This is a genomic window from Helicobacter sp. NHP22-001 (assembly GCF_030270165.1).
GTDB lineage: Bacteria > Campylobacterota > Campylobacteria > Campylobacterales > Helicobacteraceae > Helicobacter > Helicobacter gastrofelis.
On the sequence record NZ_BSWS01000003.1, the window covers coordinates 65,981 to 86,752 of the forward strand.

Sequence of the window (20,772 nt, forward strand, 5' to 3'; positions counted from 1 at the left end):
GGTTTTATGCAAGCAACACAAGCAACAGAAAAGCTGAGTATACGCACATACTTACCCCACTACGAAAGCACCACTTTAGAAAATGGGTTACAAGTGGTCGCCGTGCCTTTGGCGAATAAAAGTGGGGTGATTGAGGTGGATTTGCTCTACAAGGTCGGCTCAAGAAACGAGCGCATGGGCAAGAGCGGAATCGCCCACATGCTCGAACACATGAGCTTTAAAAGCACCAAGCACCTCAAAGACGGCGAGTTTGACACCATTGTGAAAAGCTTTGGAGGGGTCAGCAACGCCTCGACAAGCTTTGACAGCACCCGTTATTTTATCAAGGCGAGCAGTGCAAATTTAGATAAATCTTTAGACTTGTTCGCCGAAATGCTCGGCTCTTTGCAACTCAAAGAGGACGAGTTTTTGCCCGAGCGCCAAGTGGTGGCTGAGGAAAGACTTTGGCGCACGGACAACTCCCCGCTAGGCTATCTATACTTCCGCTTTTTCAACACCGCCTTTGTCTACCACCCCTACCATTGGACCCCCATTGGTTTTATGCAAGACATACAGCATTGGACAATTGGGGACATTAGAAAGTTCCATGACACCTACTACCAACCCAAGAACGCCATTTTATTGGTTGTGGGCGACATTGACCCTAAAAAAGTCTTTGAGCAAGCCAAAAAGCACTTTGCCAGCATCCCCAACAAGAACAACAACCCCATCCCCGAAGTGTATATGCAAGAGCCTATCCAAAATGGACTGAGAGAAACCGTGATCCATAAAAAAGATTTGTCCTTAGAGTGGCTAGCGATCGGCTGGAAAGTCCCCCCCTTCACCCACAAGGACCAAGTCGCCCTAAACGCCCTTGCCAAGCTTTTAGCCGAGGGAGATAGCAGTTTGTTGCGTAAAACTTTGGTGGATCAAAAACGCCTAGTGTCCCAAGTCTTCGCCCAAAATATGGAGCTCAAAGATGCAAGCGTGTTTTTATTCATCGCGGGGGCAAACCAAAATGTGGAAGCCGCCCAGATCAAAAAGGAAATCCTAACGATTTTAGATGAAATCAAGCATGGCGGGGTTACGCAACAGCAACTAGACAAGGTCAAAATCAACAATCGGGTGGACTTCATCGCTGGGCTGGAAGACTCTTCGGATGTGGCGGAGATGTTTGCTGAGTATTTGACGCATGGCAAGATCGAGGACATCGCCCACTACGAGGAAGAGTTTGAAGCCCTAGAGGTCAAAGACATTGTGCGGGTGGCAAACGAGTATTTTAGAGATGAAGCCTACAGCGTCGTTACACTAAAGCCCTAACATGCACGCCCTAAGCGCACTCATCACCCCCTTTAAACCCGATTTGAGCGTGGATGAAAATGCCTACGCTTCTTTAATTGAAAGGCAGATCCGCCTTGGTATGGACGCTTGCGTGCCTGTGGGCACGACCGGCGAGTCGGCGACTTTAAGCCACGAAGAACATATGCACTGCATTGAAATCGCCCTAGAGGTGTGCAAATCCAAGGGCGTGAAAGTCCTCGCCGGGGTGGGCAGCAACGCCACGAGCGAGTCGATCATGCTCGCCAAGTTCGCCCAAAAAGCGGGTGCGGATGCCCTCTTGTGCGTGAGCCCCTATTACAACCGCCCCACCCAACAAGGCTTGTTCGAGCACTACAAGGCGATCGCTCAATCCGTAGAGATACCCTTAATTTTATACGATGTCCCTGCCCGCACAGGCGCACAAATTGCCGTAGAAACGGCGGTGAAACTTTTTAATGAAGTGCCCAACATTGTCGGCATTAAAGAGGCTTCGGGGCAGGCGGGGCGGCTCGTGGATTTTGCCCACCTTGCCCCACAAATGCAAATTTATAGCGGAGAGGACAAGCTCAACCACATCATCATGTCCAGTGGGGGCGTGGGCGTGATCTCGGTTACGGGCAATCTCTTGCCCGATAAACTCTCTGCCCTAGTGCAGGCAGACTTAAGGGGCGATTTTACTACGGGGCAACAAATCCACAATGCGCTGTATGAAATCAACGGGGCTCTCTTTTGCGAGAGCAACCCCATCCCCATCAAGGCGTGCATGCACCTGACAGGCTTGCTAGAACATTTAGTGTATCGCCTGCCTTTGGTGCCGCCAAGCCATGAACACATGCGCTTTTTAGAAACGATCTTAGAGAAATATGAGGTATTGAAATGAGTATGCAGGGCAAGACTTTAGTCATCAGCGGAGCGACACGGGGCATTGGCAAAGCCATTTTGTACCGATTCGCCCAAAATGGGGTCAATGTGGCTTTCACTTACAACAAGAACGAGGAAGAAGCCGCCAAAATCGCCGCCGACCTAGAGGCTAATTGCCATGTGAAAGCCAAGTACTACCACCTAGACATCTTAGAACCCGAACAATACATTGAGCTGTTTAAACAAATTGATGCCGACTTTGAGCGGGTGGATTGTTTCGTGTCTAACGCGATCATCTACGGGCGCTCTGTGGTGGGTGGCTTTGCCCCGTTTATGCGTTTAAAACCCAAGGGGCTTAACAATATCTACACTGCCACCGTCTTAGCTTTCGTGGTGGGAGCCCAAGAGGCGGCTAAACGCATGAAGCTTGTGGGCGGGGGGGCGATCGTGTCCTTGAGCTCTACGGGCAATTTAGTCTACATGCCCAACTACGCCGGGCATGGCAACTCCAAAAACGCCGTGGAAACCATGGTGAAATACGCTGCGGTGGATTTGGGCGAATTTGGCATTCGTGTCAATGCCGTGAGCGGCGGACCCATCGACACGGATGCGCTTAAGGCTTTTCCCGACTACGCTGAAATTAAAGCCAAAGTGGAGGAGCAATCCCCCTTAAAACGCATGGGTAACCCCACAGACTTAGCCGGAGCGGTGTATTTCTTATGCGACCCTGAGCAGAGCGCATGGCTCACTGGGCAAACCATCGTGGTGGATGGGGGCACCACCTTTAAATGAAGTCTAATGACCATTTATCTGCACGAAAATGCTGAGTTGCAGGTGGCACGAAAAGCCATTTTGTCCGCCCATGCCCTTTTAGTCTTGCTCTTGGGGCTGACCGCCTTTGGGGCACTCACACTCTTACAAAAGGGCACAACCCCCGACTTTAAAACTCTAAGCCCTAGCGCGGTGGGGTTTTATTTTCTCTTGTGGCTTGGCATGTTTGTATGCCAGATCCTTGGCTATTATAAGCTCGCCAAAGTGGGGCGCAATTTGTTGATCTTCCGCTGTGTCGCCTTCCCCTACATCGCCGATGCCTTGCTCTCTTTGTTTCTCTTGCTCGCTGTGCCCAAGGCAAGCATCACCCAAATTTTTAACTTTAAAATCATCACCTTTTTTCTCTACGCCTACTACTCTTACAAGCTCTTTTATGAACTCAGCCGTGTTACTGAAGATAATTACTTTAGGCAGGGCATTTTGCTCTTGGGCTTTTGTCTCACGCTCTTGCTCTTCATCGTAGGGATCAGTCGGGGGGCTTTGATCCTCTTTAGTTTTCTGTTCTTGGTGGGCATGCTCGTGGGGTGGGGCATGATTTTTGTGGGTTTCTTTAGGCTCAAGCACATCAACACTCCATGAAATGGGCTAAACAAATCCCCAACACCTTAACGATTTTACGCATGCTGCTCTCGGTGTGCCTACTCTTTTTAATTTTGCACGCCAGCCAGTGGTTTAAAATCTCGCCCACAGGGCTAAACTACACCAGCGCGTGCGTGTTTGCCTTTGCGGGCTGCACGGACTTTTTAGACGGCTACATCGCCCGCAACTATCGGTTTAAAACCCTCTTTGGTGAAATCTTTGACCCACTCGCCGATAAAATCCTTATCCTTGCGGCGTTTTTGGGGCTCTTGGCTTTGGGGCGGATCAATGCGTGGGTGGTGTTTGTGATCTTAGGGCGGGAGTTTTTTATCGCCGGGCTTAGGGTGTCGGTGTCTAACCACGGGCAGCACATCGCCGTGAGCCAATGGGGCAAGTATAAAACCTTTTTGCAAATGTGCGCCATCATTATGCTGTTCTTAAACCTCCATTTAGATGGGGTGGCTTTGGGGGATTATTTAATGGCGTTGGCGGTGTTTGCCACCCTTTATTCAGGTCTAGATTACACCTTGAAATATTGTAAAATGGTGCAAAATGGGGACATTTGAAGCCCTCTTGGCGTTGGGCTTTGTGGTGCTGTTTCACGAGTTTGGGCATTTTATGGCGGCGCGGGCTTGTGGGGTGGGGGTAGAGGTGTTTAGCCTTGGTTTTGGGGCAAAGCTTTTTAAAAAGAGCTATAACAACACCGAATACGCCCTCTCTTTAATCCCACTAGGCGGGTATGTGAGCTTGCAGCAAGGGGGCAAAGGCGGCTATCTCTCTAAACCCCTTTGGCAAAAAAGCCTCATCTTGCTTGGCGGTCCGCTCTTTAATTTCTTGCTCGCCTTTTTGCTCTACACCGCCCTAGCTCTCATGCCCCAAGAACGCTTAGAACCCATAGTTGGGCAGGTTCTGCCCAACATGCCCGCTGCCAACCACTTAAAAGCGGGCGATCGCATTTTGAGCTTAAACAACACGCCCATTCAAAGCTTTGAGGACTTGCAAAAAGCGGTGAGAAACGCCCCACATTTAGCGGTGCTGCTGTGGCTACAAAGGGGAGCTACAACCTTAAACCTGCCCTTAACGCTTAAAGAAATGCCCGCCAAAGACGCGTTTAATCAACCCACCACTATTAAGGTTCTGGGCATTAAACCCACAAATAAGACTTTCTATTTCCACTACACCCCCTTACAAGCCCTAGAGCACGCCCTCACACAATGCGCCCAATTAATCGCCCTCACCTATCAGGGGCTCTTAAAGCTCGTGGAGGGTGTTTTGCCTTTGTCTAATGTCAGCTCGGTGGTGGGGATTGTGGACTTTTTAGCCAAACAAAGCGGGCTAGAAATGTGGTTTTTGAGCGTGGGGTTTATCTCCATCAATTTGGGGCTTTTAAATTTACTCCCTATTCCCCTACTTGATGGCGGGCAATTGGTGTTGCTGTGGATAGAAAGGCTGGTTAAGCACACCCTTTCGGCTAAACAAATACAAGCCCTAAACGCCCTAGGCCTTGCCTTTTTATTGGCTCTCTTGGGGCTTGGATTGTTTAATGATTTGGCGGCCATGTTTGCAAAGCCTGCTTAATCACCTCCATCACGCAACTAATCCCTCCGGCTAAGCTAAAGAGCCAATACTTATGGGCGTAAATCCAATCTAATTGTTTGGCTTGCAACTCCTCTTTAGTGGGCGTGGGCTTGACCACGATTTTAGCGATGTCTAATTCTTGGTGAAAAATATAGGACTGGATCGCGTCATTGAAGCAGTAATTGAACTCGGGCTCGTCAAACAAGGCTTTAATGTCGTTGATTTTTTGGCTCAGCTCCTCTAGCTTATCTAAATCCAAACTCTCTAACTCCCCTTTTTTATTCAAATCTTCCACATGCTCTAAAAAAGGAGCGACTTCTAAAAACAATTCTTCAATGCGCTCTTTGCACCGCTTGGAGTAGTCTAAAATGTCCAAACACATTTCGTGGGCTTCTTTGAGCTTTTGGGCGCTGATCTCAGGGCTTGGAGGGGTGAGTTTTAGCGGGGTTTTAGGTGTGCGGTTGCAATCAGCCTGCACCCTAGCGATTGCCTCTTTAAAGGGCAATTCAAGCGTGCCTTGGATGCGTGCCCCCCCCTCTGTGGCATTGATGACCTCTAGCTTGTAGGGGGTGTGGTAAATGTCTTTTTCAAAGAAGTCTAAAAAGAGTTTCCATATCCTCGTGGTCTCCACCACCCCCCGCCCCCCATAAGCGGGGGTAAAAACCTTAGAGCCTATCTCTTTGGGCGCGATCTCATCTACCCCATACAACGCCCCCTCTGCATGGCTGTGCCCGTCCTTGCCAAAGCTCAAATCCTGCCCGATGAAAATGCAGCGGGCAAAGCGCGCATGCACCACCAGCTCGTAAGCCATGTTTGCCGCGCTCATGCCAATACCCAAATAGCCATACTCGTGCAGACCAAATAAACTGGTGTAGCCAAAGGGGCGCAGGCTAAATTGCTTAATACCCTTTGTGATGGCTTGGTGCAATTTAGGGTGTACGATGGAAGTGAGGGCAAAGATCACGCCCTCTTGGGCTTCTTTGGGGGTATCCGTGTAAAACTTGGCGGTCGCCTCCACGCGCTCTAAAGAAAACACCAAATCGGGTTTGATGCCCTCTTTGGCTAAAATGGGAAAAGACGCGTCTATGCAAAAGAGCGTGGCATAGGGCGCAATTTCTTTTAAGAGGGGGAGTTGTTTATTGAGGCTAGGTCCGGTGGAGACAATGATCGCTGTGTTGTGTGTGGCGTTTCTTGCTTTTAGGGCACTTAGCAGGTTTAGCAAAGTAGGGCTTTCTAGCACGAAGGGCAAATTAGCCACATGGTGTTTAATGCCAATGATTGCGTCCCTTGCGTCATTACCCACCCCGATGGCGGCGTTCTCTAGGGCTTTAATGAAATCTAAATTAATGCGTTTGATATCCTTTAAATAACGCTCGTAGTAGGGGTAGGTGATGTGCAACTCAAAGACTTTCGCATATAAGCATGCCTTTTTGTCCATGTTGAATAAAGAGGCGAGCATTTGGTAAGAACACGCGCTTTGCAAGAGAAAAATCAAGCGATCGCTTTTGATCTCTTGACTAAAGTCTAAAAGATTAAAGATGATGAATAAAATTTCAATCTCGGGCTCGATGATGACAATGCGTTTAACCTGTTCGTAGGCTAAAAGCAAGCGGAAAAACACACCATTGCCCGCGCCGTAAAAATATAAATAAGGGGTGTAAGCGTAGGGGGCAAAATCTTTAAATTTTTGTAGGTTTTGCTCTATTGGTTTGTGTTCAAAAATGGGGGTGTTGGTGTCGGTGTCGATGATGTTGAAGTCGTCTTGTTGCATGAAGACTTCATACTTGCTATTGCCCTGTACTCTTAAAAGGCGCTGGGCTAAAAGGGGGTCTTTTAGCTTAAGAACCTCTAAGTTGCGCTCATACAGCGATGGCGTGCCCACTATTGCAAGAGCCGTAGGACATTTTGTTGCACCGCATTGGCTTGTGCCATGGCAAAACTGCCCGATTGCGCCAAGATGTTGTATTTGGAGAAGGTCGCGCTTTCTTCGGCAAAGTCCACATCGCGGATTTGCGATTCGGCGGCTTTCACATTGACTTGGGTTACAGAAATGTTGTTGATGGTCGTTACCAACTCCATTTGCACCGAACCTAAATCCGAGCGGATTTTATCTAATTGTGTGCGTGCGCTCTCTGCCATGTCCATCACCACCATCGCTCCCCTTAAGCTTGTAACCCCCGCTCCAATGCCCTTAAAATTTAACTTAGCTTGGGCGGCATTGGCATTGCCCCCGCTGGCACTCGCCACATTGGCGTCAAAGACCCCCCGAATAGCGCGCAAATTCACCGTATACTCCGCTACACCCTGCGCTGAGTGTAGTCCAATATGGCTAAAATTCACCCCACTCACTACAATATCTCTAGCGTCATGTCTAATCAAGGTCAAGCGCCCTACGATGGCATGCGCATTGCCCGAAACGCCCACAAAATCCCCACCCCCGAGCACATGCCCAGAAGCACTCACAGCATGCACGGCGATGGCGCGCCCATCGAGGGATTTTAAATTAATGCGTCCTGTGATGTCGGTATAAGCCTCCACGCCCGTGCGCTCTTTAACTGAGTTAATGGCGTTGGTGAGCCGCCCATCTCTGTCATTCTTCTTCACATCTAAAACACTGCCAATCAACACGCCATTGATGACAAGCCCTTTAATCGTGCCCGATTGCACGGGTTGCCCCCCCGTCCCTATGACAACAGCCGATGCACGCACACCTAAGGTATTGGAGTTTTTATTGATCACCTCAACCAAAGCTCCTAGCCCTGTGCCCGCACTTGTGGAGATTTTAACCGACTCTAATTTAAAGTCGTTCACGGCGTTGGCTTGTTTAAAGTTTAGGGTCACCTCTTGCAGGTTATGCGCCCCTGCGCTCACCTCCATGCCCGCCCGATCGATGGCTGAGGTTTCAAGGCGCACATGCCCAATTTTATCTGAGCCTGTGGGTCCAATGGAGGCTTTGATCGTGGTGTTGGAGTAGGCTCCAATTTGAAACTCTTTGTTAGAGAAACTGCCGGCTAAGAGCTCTTGACCATTAAAGCTAGTCGTATCAGCGATGTTATCTAGCTCTTCCAAGAGGCGCAAAATATCGCTTTGCAACGCCTTTCTGGTTTCGGTGGTTTGCCCATCTTGGGCAGCTTGCACCGCCTTGGTTTTGACCGTGTCTAGGATTTTAATTTGCTCATCCATCGCCTTGTCGGCGGTTTGGACGATCCCGATCGCATCGTTTGCATTCCGGATAGCTTGACCTAAGCTCGCGCTTTGGCTGCGCAAACTATCGGCGATCGCCATCCCTGAAGCGTCGTCCGCTGCTTTGTTGATGCGTAGCCCTGAGCTCAATTTTTCTAAAGAACTCGCTAAATCTCTATTGTTGCGCACCCCGATGGTGTGCGCGTTTAAAGCCGCGACATTAGTGTTGATCCGAAAACTCATCTTTGCATCCTTTGCTAATTGTTATGTCCACAACTAAGCAAGGGCTGTTCCATTTTTGAGGCTTGGGTTTTAAGCAATAAACCCCTTAAAAATGTTCTATAATGCGATTAATAATTAGAAATACCACATTAAAGAGTTTTGCATGCAAAAAAAGCTCATCATTGTAGAATCCCCCACCAAAGCCAAGACCATCGCTAACTTCCTAGACTCTAGCTACCAAGTCATCGCATCTAAGGGGCATGTGCGGGATTTAAGCAAGTACGCCATGGGGATCAGCATTCAAGAGGACAAATTTTACCCTAAGTACGCCGTGTGTAAGGACCACGAGGACATAGTCGCCCAAATCTTAAGCCTTGCCAAGAGCGCGGCGCAGATTTACATTGCCACCGATGAGGACAGAGAGGGCGAGGCGATCGGCTACCACATCGCCTATTTGATTAAAGAACAGAAAAATAAAAAAAAGAAATCCAGCGCCACCCAAGAGATCGCTGACTTGGAGAGCCAAACCCAGCAACCCACTAATAACCCCGTTTTCACCCTGCCGCGCATTGTGTTTCATGAAATCACAAAATCCGCTATTTTGCACGCCCTAGAAAACCCCAAGACCCTAGACATCTATAAAATCAACGCCCAGTTAGCTAGGCGCTTGCTCGATCGCATCGTTGGCTTTAGCTTAAGCGCGCTCTTGGCGCATAAAATCTCAAGGGGCATGAGCGCGGGGCGGGTGCAAAGCGCGGCGCTAAAAATTGTCGTGGATCGAGAAAGAGAGATTCAAGCTTTCAAGCCCATCATTTACTACAACATTGAGGGGGATTTTAAAGGCATCCACGCCAGCCTAGACACCTACAAGGGCGCAAAGGTTAAAAGCCAAAGCTTGAGAGACAAAGAAGAAGCCCTTCAAATGTGCGCCTTTCTTAAAGAGCAGAGTTATAGCGTGCAAGAAGTGGTGCAGAAAAACAAAGTCTCCCCCAGTCCCCCCCCTTTTATGACCTCCACCCTGCAACAGAGCGCATCCACGAATCTAGGCTATGGCCCCTCCAAGACCATGGGCATCGCGCAAAAACTCTATGAGGGCGTGGCAACTCCTGAGGGGGTGAGTGGGGTCATCACCTACATGCGCACAGATAGCCTCAACATTGCCAAAGAGGCCAAAGACGCAGCTAAAGACTACATCAAAGCCACCTATGGGGACAAGTATCTGCCCAAAACCCCTAAAATCTACGCGTCTAAAAACAAGGCCGCCCAAGAGGCGCACGAGGCGATCCGCCCTACGAATTTAAGTTTCACCCCCGCCTTAGCTAAGGAGTATTTAAAACCCGAAGAGCATAAACTCTACACCTTGATTTACCAACGTTTTTTGGCTTCGCAAATGGCGGACGCGCTCTTTGAACAACAAAGCGTGTCTATTGGCTGTGAAAACGCCACTTTTAAAGCCAGTGGGCGTAAATTGGTCTTTGAGGGCTATTTAAAGGTGCTGCAAGAAAAGAGCGAGGACAAACTCCTACCCCCCCTGCAAGAAGGGCAAGCCTTGCAACTAAGCCACATTAACGCCAAAGAGTGCAGCACCGAGGCTCCCCCCCGCTACTCGGAGGCCTCGCTTGTCAAAACCCTAGAGAGTCTAGGCATCGGCAGGCCCAGCACCTACGCCCCCACCATCGCCCTGCTCATCAACCGCGACTATGTCGTGCTCGAGAAAAAGCAACTTACCCCCACAGAGAACGCCTTCGTGGTGGTGGGTGTTTTAGAAAAGCACTTCACCAACATCGTGGACGCGGCTTTTAGCGCCAGTTTGGAGGACAAACTAGATGCGATCGCCAGCTCTAAGACTTCGTGGCAACAAATGCTCTTGGAGTTTTACACCCCCTTCATGCACCAAATCCAAGAGGGCAAGGAACAAATAGTCTCTCAAAAGGTGAGCGTGCCCACAGGGCTTTTTTGTCCGCAGTGCGGGGCCCCGCTTGTGGAGCGCAAGAGCCGCTTTGGCGCGTTTGTGGCGTGCAGCGCCTACCCTAAGTGCAAATTCATCCAAGTCCCCCAAGAAAGCACAGAAGAACACCCCCCTTGTGAGAAATGCGGATCGCCCATGGTGTTTAAGAGGGGGCGTTTTGGGCAGTTCTTGGCCTGCAGCGCGTATCCTAAGTGTAAGAACATCCGCCAAGAAGCCCCAAAACAAGAGGACACACTCTTTAAATGCCCCGAGTGTGGGGGGCAGATCGTGCAAAAAAGAAGCAAAAAGGGGGGTTTTTTTGGCTGCAACAATTACCCCACGTGCCGCTTTTTAACCAGCTACCCGCCCATTGACAAGCCCTGCCCTGAGTGCGGGTATCTCATGGTCTATAAAGCCTACAAGAAAAAGCCCAGCGTCAACACTTGTCTAAAGTGCAAGTTCAGCGAAGAAGTGGCGCAACTTGTTTAACCCCATCTTTGGTCCGCTCAAATCCCGCCGTTTCGGGTGGTCTTTAGGCATCGATGTGTCGGGGCAAGCCAAGCAGTGCAATTTTGATTGTTTATATTGTGAGCTTGTGGCTAAAAAGCCCCAAGAGCACATGCAAGACATTTTAGCCCCTACTCTCATCTTAAACGCCCTAAAGTCCGCCTTAGACAAGCTCGAAAGCCCTTTAGATGTCTGCACCACCACCGCCAATGGCGAGCCGACTTTGTATCCGTATTTAAAAGATTTGATTGTGGGCATGCAGGGCTTGATCCCCAAAGGGGTGCAGACCTTGATTTTAAGCAATGGCTCTAGATTTGGCGTGTCTGAAGTGCAAGAGGCGTTGGTGCATTACGACATTGTCAAGTTCTCTTTAGATGCCATTTGGCCAAAGGTTTTTAGCCGTATCGATCGCCCACATAAAGATTTATCCTTAGCAAAAATCTTAGAAGGGGTTTTAGACTTTGCTCCCAAGTATGGCGGCTTTTTGGTGGCAGAGGTGCTCTTGGTGGCGGGGGTCAATGACAACCCTGCGCATATCAAGGACCTAGCAGATTTTTTAAGGCAAGTGCCCAACTTAAGGCGCATAGACTTAAGCACGATCGATCGCCCCCCCGCACACCAAGCCAAGCCCCTAGAGCCCGCTAAGTTGCAGGAATTGATGGCGCATTTCCAAGGCTTGCCCTTGAGTTTGCCTAAGCGGGTTTTAGAGCAAACCCAAGTGCCCAGCAGCAAGGAGGCGTTTTTGGAGTTATTGAGGTGCCGCCCTTTGAGCGTAGAAGAGGCGCGGTGTTATTTGAGTGCAAGGCAACTACAAGAGTTGCAAGAAATGGGGGCACTGCAAACCAAGCAGGTAGGGCAAATACATTTTTATTATCACCCATAAGGTTACTTTGATATGGTATAATCCCAAAAAACTTAAGGACATTCCATGAAAATACGCGCCTTGTTAGTGGCTGTTGTTCTTGTCGGTGGGCTTTACGCTTTAGAACACACCAGCCACAAAAAACACCAAGAGAGAACCGAGAAAGCACTGCTAAGCGACACGCAAATTGGGCTAAGAAAAGCCCCCCTAGAGAACGAACACGATCTAGAGTTGCAAGATTACAGCTTCCACAAAAACCCCCCGGGCGAGAGCCAACGCTTTGAGCGCGCCTATGAGAACGCCCCACCCATGATCCCGCATGACACTACCGGGTTGCTGCCCATCACCAAGGACAATAACCAATGTCTAGGTTGCCACATGCCCGATGTCGCTCCCACGGTGGGCGCAACCCCCGTGCCCGCTTCGCATTTGTTCGACTTTAGGCACAACCGCCCCACGCCTAACCACAGTGTGAGCGATGCCCGCTTTAACTGCACGCAGTGCCACGCTCCCCAGGCCAATGCCGCCCCTTTGGTGAAAAACAACTTCAAACCCGTGTTTAGCAATAAAAAGCTCGAGTTCCGCTCGGATTTTATGGATGTCGTGAATGTGGGGGTGAAAGATTTAAGCAAGACAAACAAAACAAAGTCAAACTCTAAATAATGACCGTCGTTAAGACTTTTCGGTGTCTAAGTATGGTTGCCTTTCTTGGGGGGTGTTGGGTGGGCGTGCCTAAGGATGTGGACGCTAAACTGCCCGACATCGACACCTTAAACGAATGCGGCGAGATGAAAAACGAGTGCGTGGGCAATAAGAATGGCGACATTGCCAAAGAGTCTAAACCCGTGCATTATGGTGCTTTCAAAAACATCTTTTTAGCGGGGGTCAAGCTTGCGCACGGCGGAAAGTTCGCCCTCTCTGCCTTGCCCCCCACAGGGGCGGGTTATATCCCCTACAATCCCATGATGTATCCTATGGGGATGTATCCAATGGGCATGTATCCTTATGGTCTATATCCAATGGGAATGTCTCCAATGGGCATGTATCCTATGGGGATGTATCCCATGATGAGTGCCATGCCCATGATGTATGGTCCTTGGTGGTGAAAGACCAAAGGTTTTTTATCAAAGCCGTGGACTTTTCATCTGCCTTATGAATCTCAAGTTTGAGTCTTAAGAAAGCCTTTGTTTCGCCCAAAGCTTTTAGAGGGGTTTTGAGTGGGCTCTAATGCTGAACAAGTGGGGCTTTTGGATTTTAAAAGCCACGCTTTATTACCCTACAACTTTTATTAAAATTTTAGCAAATGTAAAAAGGTTATCCATGTCCTTAAAATATGTCAATGGTGGGGTTATGAGAGTGAATCATAAAAACCATCTGGATGCTTACTACACCAAACCTAAGATTGCCAAACAACTTTTCAACACGGCTCAAAAAATCATTGCCAAATACGAAAACCTAGACAAATACACTTGGCTAGAGCCTAGTGTAGGGAGGGGTGTTTTTACAATCTCTTACCTAAATCTAAAATTGGGGTGGATTTTTGAGAAAAAGGCAAACTTCTATCTCTCCAGCACCTTTTTTAAACAAACCGCTGTTGTGCCTGACTTCTCTCAAGTGAACTACAAAAGCGGAGTCGCCATTATCTATCACGAAAGCGCCCCCAAAGATAAACTAGACACGCTTTTTTTAAACGCTAATTAAGGATCGGTCCATGCAACAAGCACACAACAACCTAAGTCAAGAGCTTAAAGCCACTAAACGCGCCCACAGATTGTTTTTATCTGTGTTGGAGGATATGGGGGGGTGATTTAACCCCCTTTAAAGAAGAGTTAGAAGACTTAAGCACCAAGTTTAACCAACTCTTAGACACACTTGCCACTTTTGGCAAATCTTTAGAAAACATCTATAACCAAGGCGTAGAGGACGATACAGAGTTAGAAAACTCTCTAGCGTGATTTAAAAAACTCAAAGTCAAAACAAACACGGCTTTAAATGCACTAAGATCGAGTACAGAAAGCACCCAAGCCCTAGAGCAAGCTAACATTTTATCTAAATCCTTAGAGGATTTAGAAAATTTATTGCAAGCTTTGCAAGAAAGCCACGCAAATTTATTGCAGGGCACTAACCAAAACCCCACACAAGCAACCCAAACAGAACAAGCCCCACAAACAACACAAACAACCCAATCTTCAAATACCCCTGAAGTTAAACCTTTATGGAAATACGGCGCAAACACCCTGCAAGCCTTTAAAGATTATATGCAAGCCAAAGACTTGGGGAGTGATGGGGCTTGGCTAGAATTAGGTAAGATGGCAGTGGAGGGCATTGTGCTATATCCGGATAATAATGTGGCCATGCGTTGTTTTGAAAAAGCCATAGAGTTAGGCTCCGTGCAGGCAATGGTGGAGCTTGGAAAAATTTATATGGAAAATGGAGACACGCAAATAGTGGAATATGGGAGTGGGGAGGTGTTAGAGGGGGTCGTTGTAGAAAGGGGGCTTTCTAGTTGCGAGGATGAGATCGACCCTGATGTTGAAAGCTACAAAGAGTTTTTAGAACATTGCCATGTGTTTGCCGACAAAAAGGTGCAAAATTGTCACCAAAAAGCCAAAGAGCTTTTTGAAAAGGCAGGGGAGCTAGGTGAAGGGCGGGCTTACCGCCATTTGGGCGAGTTGTACCGCCGATACAATAATTTTGGCGAAACAGATGAGGGTTCTAAAGCCAAATCTTACGAGTATTACAAAAAGGCAGTAGAGTTATTCAAACGCCAAGCCAAGCAGGGCGACACAGAAGCGTGGGCTGAGATGGGGCAAGCCTTTGTCAATCGACTTCGGCTGGCAAGCAAAGAGGATCAGGAGTACGAAGATGAGAGTTTGGTGGAAAAAGCCATAGAGGCGTTTCAAAAGGCAATAGACCTTGATTGCCATGTCGGGTGTTATTATTTGGGGCAATTTTATACCTACATTAGATGTTTTAATGGGCATGAGAGCGAGCAAGAGGAGCAAAACTCTATCCAAGCCTATAAAAAGGGCATCCAACTAGGGAGCGGACTTTGCGCGAGACAACTTGTGTTCGACCACGCCACACGAGGGTTTAACCCCCTTACGCTCGCTTTCACGGAGGGCAAATCCAAGCCAGAAATCATACAATTTTATTATTTTGAAGCGTTCGACCAAGCCATTAAGTGGCTTAAAATGGCGGTGTCTTATCGGCATTACAAAGCCTTACTCGATCTTTTGGAATACCTAGCCACCCAGCCCTACCTAGCCAAAGAATACGGCTTTGAGGAGGAGGAGCAAAAACGCTTGAATCAATACAAACGGGACTATGACACTTACCGCAAATTCACTAGAGAATTAGGTCCTAAACATTGGCACTTTTACTGCAGTTCTGGAGGTGTCTTTAACCCCAAAGGGTTTTTAGGGCATGGCGTGAGTGCTTGGCGTTTGCTTACGGGCACTTTGTCCTAAGTTTAGCAAGCCACACTAGGGCGCGGTATGGGCTCTTTTAGCACTAGCAAGTGCTTTTTGGAGTTTACAGCACATACATAAAGGGGGTAGCTCTCCTGCAACCCAAAAACTACCCATAAAAGATTCTAAATAAACTAATCTTAACAACGCACTAAGTTTAGTTAATTTGATAAACGATTTAACCACCCACCTAAAGCACATCACTCCAAACCCTCTAATTAAAAGGATGCAATGTCCCTTCAACCCCCTAGAAGGGCTAAGTCAAAAAACTTGAAAGAAGCTAAAAACCATCTTTATTGAATTGAAGACAACCACTCCATTTAAAAGTGGCTCAATTTTACAGGCATTGCTCTAAACCCCCACATCCTCCCACTCTGCGCGTTTGGCTAAAAACTCCCTAGCTAAACCTTGTGCGCCCTCTAAAGAGTGGCTAGCCGCCCAGCCGCATTGGATTTCATTGCACGCGGGCACTTCCTTAGCCTGCAGCACATCGTGCATGGTTTTCTCCAACAAGTCTAAAATCTCGGCGCGGTTGTCGTGGTTTAAGACCATCAAATAAAAACCCGTTTGGCAGCCCATGGGCGAGAAATCCAAGACATAGTCGGCATGGTTACGGATTAACTCCGCCACCAAATGCTCTAAAGAGTGTAAGCTTGGCATGTCCATGTGTGCCTTGTTAGGCTGTTTTAAACGCACATCGTATTTAACGATCACATCGCCCCCAGTACCCACTTTGCGCCCCGCCACCCGTACATAGGGGGCTTTGACTTTTCTATGGTCTAAATTAAAACTTTCTACATTGGCTTTTTTCATTGGCTATCCTTTCAATGCTTGCTCTAAATCTTCGATCAAATCCTCTATATCCTCAATGCCTACAGAGAGGCGCACCAAACCATCGGTAACCCCCGCTTTTAAGCGTTGTTCTTTGGGGATACAGGCATGGGTCATTAAGGCGGGCACGCTCACCAAACTCTCCACTCCGCCCAAACTCTCAGCAAGGGCAAAAATTTTCAAGCTCTCGATAAACGCCACCGCCCTACTTTCATCCTTGAGCGTGAAAGAGAGCATGCCGCCAAAGCCGCGCATTTGGGCTTTAGCGAGGGCGTGGTGGGGGTGGCTTTCTAATCCGGGGTAATAGACTTTTTGCACTTTGGGGTGGGTTTGTAGAAACTTTGCCACACTTAGGGCATTTTTCTCATGCGCTTGCATGCGCACGGCTAGGGTCTTAATGCCCCTTTGTATCAGCCAGCTATCTTGTGGCCCTAATACCCCCCCAATGGCGTTTTGCAAAAAACCGATTTCTTGGGCTAGTTTTTGGCTATTTGTGGTTACAAGCCCAGCCACCACATCGCTGTGTCCACCTAGATACTTAGTCGCGCTGTGCACCACAATGTCCGCCCCCAAGCTTAAAGGGTTTTGTAAATAGGGAGTGGCAAAGGTGTTGTCCACAATGCTGATAAGCTTGTGCTCTTTAGCAAGGGTGGCGCATTTTTGAAGGTCGGTGATTTTTAAAAGTGGGTTGCTGGGGGTCTCTAAATAAAGGGCTTTGGTGTTGGGCTGAATAGCCGCCTTAATTTGCGCCGGGTCGCTGCTATCAATTAAGGTATAAGTGAGCCCCGTTTTAGACATCACTTGGTTAAAAAGCCTAAAAGTGCCCCCATAGACATCATCACCCAGCAAGACATGATCCCCGCTTTGAAAGAGTGCAAGGGTGGCATGGATGCCCGCTAGCCCTGAAGCAAAAGCAAAGCCTTTTACCCCTCCCTCTAAAGCGGCAATCAACTCCTCTAGAGCAAAACGGGTGGGGTTGCCTGAGCGCGAGTATTCATAGCCCTTGTGTTGCCCGACTTTTTCTTGGTGGTAAGTGGAGGTTTGGTAAATGGGCACACTCACCGCCCCCGTGGCCGTATCCTCGCTAATGCCGCCGTGGATGCATTTGGTTTGTAAGCGCATGGTTGTCCTTTAAGTGTTGTAGATCCCCTTAGACAAATAGCGATCCGCCTTGTCGGGGAAAATCGTTAAAATGTGGCTCTCTTCAGGTAGCCTTTGTGCCTCCCTTAAAGCCGCCGCAAAAGCCGCCCCGCTGGAGCTGCCCACTAAGAGCCCGTGTTTTTTAGCAAGCTCCCTTGTGTAAAGAAAGCCCTCTTCATCGCTAATGGTTTCAAAGCCGTCAATGCTTAGGTCTTTAAAAAAGGGGGGGATAAACTCCACCCCGATGCCCTCAATTTCATGCGGGTGCTCCTTGCCCCCGTTTAAAATCGAGCCCTCGGGTTCTACACCCACCAAGCGGATATGCGGCATTTTCTCTTTAAGGTAGGTCGCCACGCCCGCAAAGGTCCCCCCGCTGCCAATCCCGGCTACAAAGCTGGTGATTTGTGTGCCCAGCTCGCTAAAAATTTCGGGGGCCAGGCTGTGGATGTAGGCCTTGGGGTTAGCAGGATTTTCAAATTGTAGGGGTAGGTAGCTGTGCTTAACCTCTTGAGCGAGCTCTTTAGCTTTGGCAATCGCCCCTTTAATGCCCTCTTGGCTAGGCGTGTTGATGACCTTTGCCCCTAGGGCTTTCATGAGCTGTTGCTTTTCTAGGCTGAATTTCTCGGGCACGACGAAGATGGTCTTTAATTTATGCTCTAGAGCCACAAGGGCTAGGGCGATGCCCGTGTTGCCGGCGGTGGGCTCTATGATCGTGGTTTTCTCTGTGATAAGCCCCGACTTTAGCCCCTCGGCGATTAAATACTTAGCTAGGCGGTCTTTCACGCTCCCGCCCGGGTTTAAATGCTCTAATTTGGCGTAAATGCACGAGTTTTTAGGCAGGGGGTGGTCGTGGTGGGTGAATTTAAAAAGGGGGGTAAAGCCGATGAGTGCGCCCATTTGTTGGACTAGCATGCACTTCCTTAAAGTTAGCAATAACCCCTATTGTAGCCTTGTAACCTTATTTTAAGCCCAAGTGGGGATTTGTAAAAGTTTTATGCTTTCCATTTGTTACGATACAAATTAAAAAAGACTCTCCCTAAACTTTGGCTAAGGGCGAGTGGAACATAGAGAGCTGGGTAAATTTATGGACTTTTTGTGAAAAAATCTAGTCGGGGACAATGGCATGCTAGTGGACATGACTTTCTTGCCCCGCATTAAAGAGGGATTTAACAAGCGAAGAGATGTCTTAGAGTTTTTAGTAGGTTTTTGCAAGTCTACAGATCTGCTGACAAATGCTTCCATGCACTACACGATGCCATGTTTACAAACCAGAGGATATACGAGAATTGCTGATCCAATAGCTTATACTAGAACATAGGGCAAAACGCCCCATATAAACACCATTGCCGACCACAAATAACCCTATGTTTAGAGATGAAGTTTTACCCCTTCCTTTTCTCCACAATCTCTTTAGCGATGTTGGCGGGGACTTCGCCGTAATGGTCGAACTCCATAGAGTAAGTCCCCCGCCCTTGGGTGGCAGAGCGCAAGTCAGTGGAGTAGCCAAACATTTCCACTAAGGGCACGAAAGCATTCACGATTTTAAGCCCTAATCTGTCGTCCATTGCGTTGATTTGCCCTCTGCGGCGGTTTAAATCCCCAATCACATCACCCATATACTCCTCGGGCACTTCTACTTCCACTTTCATCATGGGCTCTAAAAGCACAGGATTGGCCGCACGGCAAGCCTCTTTAAACGCCATAGACCCGGCGATTTTAAACGCCATTTCCGACGAATCCACTTCGTGGTAACTGCCATCGTAAAGCGTTACTTTAAAATCCACGACAGGGTAGCCGGCAAGCACCCCACTTTGCATCGCCTCTTGGATGCCCTTATCCACAGCCGGGATGTATTCTTTGGGGATCACGCCCCCGCTGATCTCATTGACAAACTCATAGCCGGTGCCGGGTTCTTTAGGCTCAAGCTTGATGAAGACATGCCCGTATTGCCCCCGTCCGCCAGATTGTTTGGCGTATTTGTGCTCTTTTTGCACCGCACTGCGGATCGTTTCTCTAAAGGCGACTTGGGGTTGGCCCACTTCCGCCTCCACTTTAAACTCGCGTTTCAAACGATCCACGATGATTTCAAGGTGCAATTCACCCATACCGCCGATCAAGGTTTGCCCGGTTTCTTCTTGGGTCATCACCCTAAAGCTGGGGTCTTCCTCAGCAAGTTTTCCTAAAGCCACGCCCATTTTTTCTTGATCAGCCTTGGTTTTAGGCTCTACGGCAATGTGGATCACGGGCTCAGGGAACTCCATGCGTTCTAAGATCACGGGGTCTTTTTCACTGCAAAGGGTGTCGCCGGTTAAAGTGTCTTTCAAGCCCACAAAGGCGCAAATTTCGCCGGCATAGACTTCTTTAATGTCCTCTCGCTTGTTGGAGTGCATTTTTAAGAGCCGCCCCACGCGTTCTTTTTTGTCCTTCGTGGAGTTGTAAATGTAACTGCCCGACTCCAAATTGCCCCGATATACCCGCACAAAGGTGAGTTGCCCCACGAAGGGGTCGGTCATGATTTTAAAGGCAAGCCCGGCAAATTCGCCCGCATCCCCACTTTGCACATGGACTTCTTCCTCGCTTTTAGGGTCCACGCCTTTAATGTCGGCCACTTCTGTAGGGGCGGGTAGGTAGTCGATCACCGCATCTAGCAAGGTTTGCACGCCCTTATTTTTAAAAGATGAGCCACAGAGCATGGGGATTAAGGACATGTTCAAGCACCCGGTTTTAATGCCCTTTTTGATCTCTTCTTCACTGAGTGCCTCGCCGGCTAGATATTTTTCCATCAAGGCTTCGTCTTGCTCGGCAACCGCTTCTAAGAGTTTGTCGCGGTATTCTTGGGCTTTGGCTTGCAAGTCGCTAGGGATCTCCTGCACTTCGTATTTCGCCCCCATCGCCTCGTTGTTCCAAACAATCGCTTTCATAGCGACTAGGTCGATCACGCCGATGAAGGTGTCCTCCGCGCCGATGGGGATGTTGATGGGCACGGGGTTGGCTTTTAGGCGTTCTCTAATTTGGTTTTCTACATTGTAGAAATTCGCCCCAATGCGGTCCATTTTATTCACAAACACAATGCGGGGCACGCCGTATTTATTCGCCTGTCGCCACACGGTTTCGCTTTGGGGTTGCACCCCACCCACAGAGCAGAACACGCCCACAGCCCCGTCCAGCACCCGCATGGAGCGCTCGACTTCGATCGTGAAATCCACATGTCCGGGGGTGTCGATCAAGTTGATTTGGTGGTCTTTCCAAAAGCAAGTGGTCGCGGCGGAGGTGATGGTGATCCCTCTTTCTTTCTCTTGCTCCATCCAGTCCATCGTGGCCGCGCCGTCGTGCACCTCGCCGATTTTGTGGCTCACGCCTGTATAAAACAAAATCCGCTCGGAGGTCGTGGTTTTGCCCGCATCGATGTGGGCGGCGATGCCGATGTTTCTAATTTTTTCTAAAGGGGTTTTGCGTGCCAT

At 48.8% G+C, this 20,772-nt stretch carries 18 protein-coding genes and 1 pseudogene; 13 read left to right on the forward strand and 6 right to left on the reverse strand.

Features of this window, described 5'->3' with window-relative positions; translation table 11 throughout:
* The first annotated feature begins 6 nt into the window (after positions 1-6).
* The 6 genes from QSJ47_RS03900 to rseP are packed head-to-tail and all read left to right on the forward strand — an operon-like array spanning position 7 to position 5,148.
* On the forward strand, positions 7-1,299 hold the full coding sequence (locus QSJ47_RS03900; protein WP_285602494.1) for a M16 family metallopeptidase: 1,293 nt from the start codon (positions 7-9) through the stop codon (positions 1,297-1,299).
* A 1-nt stretch (position 1,300) separates the two neighbouring features.
* Positions 1,301-2,179 carry a 4-hydroxy-tetrahydrodipicolinate synthase gene (dapA, locus tag QSJ47_RS03905; protein WP_285602495.1) on the forward strand — a complete coding sequence of 293 codons (879 nt, stop codon included), beginning with the start codon at positions 1,301-1,303 and terminating at the stop codon, positions 2,177-2,179.
* Positions 2,180-2,181: 2 nt separating this feature from the next.
* Complete coding sequence (locus tag QSJ47_RS03910) at positions 2,182-2,952, forward strand: enoyl-ACP reductase (RefSeq protein ID WP_053829737.1); 771 nt, start codon at positions 2,182-2,184, stop codon at positions 2,950-2,952.
* 6 nt (positions 2,953-2,958) lie between these two features.
* Entirely contained in the window at positions 2,959-3,570 is a 612-nt protein-coding gene (locus QSJ47_RS03915; RefSeq protein WP_285602496.1) for a phosphatidylglycerophosphate synthase, read from the forward strand.
* Positions 3,567-4,136, forward strand: coding sequence for a CDP-diacylglycerol--glycerol-3-phosphate 3-phosphatidyltransferase (gene pgsA / locus QSJ47_RS03920; RefSeq protein WP_285602497.1), 570 nt, complete (start codon positions 3,567-3,569; stop codon positions 4,134-4,136). Before QSJ47_RS03915 ends, pgsA begins: the two co-directional genes overlap by 4 nt.
* On the forward strand, positions 4,123-5,148 hold the full coding sequence (gene rseP / locus QSJ47_RS03925; RefSeq protein ID WP_285602498.1) for an RIP metalloprotease RseP: 1,026 nt from the start codon (positions 4,123-4,125) through the stop codon (positions 5,146-5,148). The genes pgsA and rseP overlap by 14 nt, the downstream gene beginning before the upstream one ends.
* On the opposite strand, the gene QSJ47_RS03930 is transcribed toward rseP, so the two are convergent.
* Positions 5,111-7,030 carry a motility associated factor glycosyltransferase family protein gene (locus QSJ47_RS03930; RefSeq protein ID WP_285602499.1) on the reverse strand — a complete coding sequence of 640 codons (1,920 nt, stop codon included), beginning with the start codon at positions 7,028-7,030 and terminating at the stop codon, positions 5,111-5,113. The two genes, rseP and QSJ47_RS03930, sit on opposite strands and share 38 nt — an antisense overlap.
* Entirely contained in the window at positions 7,030-8,574 is a 1,545-nt protein-coding gene (locus QSJ47_RS03935; RefSeq protein WP_285602500.1) for a flagellin B, read from the reverse strand. Before QSJ47_RS03935 ends, QSJ47_RS03930 begins: the two co-directional genes overlap by 1 nt.
* A 142-nt stretch (positions 8,575-8,716) precedes the next feature.
* Between QSJ47_RS03935 and topA the strand changes: the two genes are divergently transcribed.
* From topA to QSJ47_RS03965, 6 genes are all read left to right on the forward strand, one after another.
* Positions 8,717-10,990, forward strand: a complete 2,274-nt coding sequence (gene topA / locus QSJ47_RS03940; protein WP_285602501.1) for a type I DNA topoisomerase — start codon at positions 8,717-8,719, stop codon at positions 10,988-10,990.
* Positions 10,983-11,891 (forward strand): radical SAM protein, encoded by a 909-nt coding sequence (locus QSJ47_RS03945; protein WP_221272237.1) that lies wholly within the window; start codon positions 10,983-10,985, stop codon positions 11,889-11,891. Before topA ends, QSJ47_RS03945 begins: the two co-directional genes overlap by 8 nt.
* Positions 11,892-11,936: 45 nt before the next feature.
* A complete protein-coding gene (locus tag QSJ47_RS03950) occupies positions 11,937-12,533 on the forward strand; it encodes a nitrate reductase cytochrome c-type subunit (RefSeq protein WP_221272238.1) in 597 nt (198 codons plus the stop codon).
* A gap of 32 nt (positions 12,534-12,565) precedes the next feature.
* A complete protein-coding gene (locus QSJ47_RS03955) occupies positions 12,566-12,976 on the forward strand; it encodes a U1 small nuclear ribonucleoprotein (protein WP_260321646.1) in 411 nt (136 codons plus the stop codon).
* A gap of 121 nt (positions 12,977-13,097) precedes the next feature.
* Positions 13,098-13,571 (forward strand): hypothetical protein, encoded by a 474-nt coding sequence (locus QSJ47_RS03960; protein ID WP_285602502.1) that lies wholly within the window; start codon positions 13,098-13,100, stop codon positions 13,569-13,571.
* 377 nt (positions 13,572-13,948) lie between these two features.
* Positions 13,949-15,340, forward strand: coding sequence for a tetratricopeptide repeat protein (locus QSJ47_RS03965; protein WP_285602503.1), 1,392 nt, complete (start codon positions 13,949-13,951; stop codon positions 15,338-15,340).
* Positions 15,341-15,691: 351 nt separating this feature from the next.
* On the opposite strand, the gene QSJ47_RS03970 is transcribed toward QSJ47_RS03965, so the two are convergent.
* From QSJ47_RS03970 to QSJ47_RS03980, 3 genes are read right to left on the reverse strand one after another with little or no spacing between them, the layout of a single operon-like run.
* Positions 15,692-16,153: an S-ribosylhomocysteine lyase gene (locus QSJ47_RS03970; RefSeq protein WP_221272242.1), complete on the reverse strand. Its 462-nt coding sequence runs from the start codon at positions 16,151-16,153 to the stop codon at positions 15,692-15,694.
* Between the two features lie 3 nt (positions 16,154-16,156).
* On the reverse strand, positions 16,157-17,293 hold the full coding sequence (locus QSJ47_RS03975) for a cystathionine gamma-synthase (protein WP_285602504.1): 1,137 nt from the start codon (positions 17,291-17,293) through the stop codon (positions 16,157-16,159).
* 9 nt (positions 17,294-17,302) lie between these two features.
* On the reverse strand, positions 17,303-18,223 hold the full coding sequence (locus tag QSJ47_RS03980; protein WP_221272244.1) for a PLP-dependent cysteine synthase family protein: 921 nt from the start codon (positions 18,221-18,223) through the stop codon (positions 17,303-17,305).
* Between the two features lie 145 nt (positions 18,224-18,368).
* Between QSJ47_RS03980 and QSJ47_RS03985 the strand changes: the two are divergent.
* Positions 18,369-18,476: pseudogene (locus QSJ47_RS03985) on the forward strand (Cj0069 family protein); the annotation flags it as partial.
* A gap of 217 nt (positions 18,477-18,693) precedes the next feature.
* Here QSJ47_RS03985 and fusA read toward each other — a convergent pair.
* Positions 18,694-20,772: an elongation factor G gene (gene fusA / locus QSJ47_RS03990; RefSeq protein WP_285602505.1), complete on the reverse strand. Its 2,079-nt coding sequence runs from the start codon at positions 20,770-20,772 to the stop codon at positions 18,694-18,696.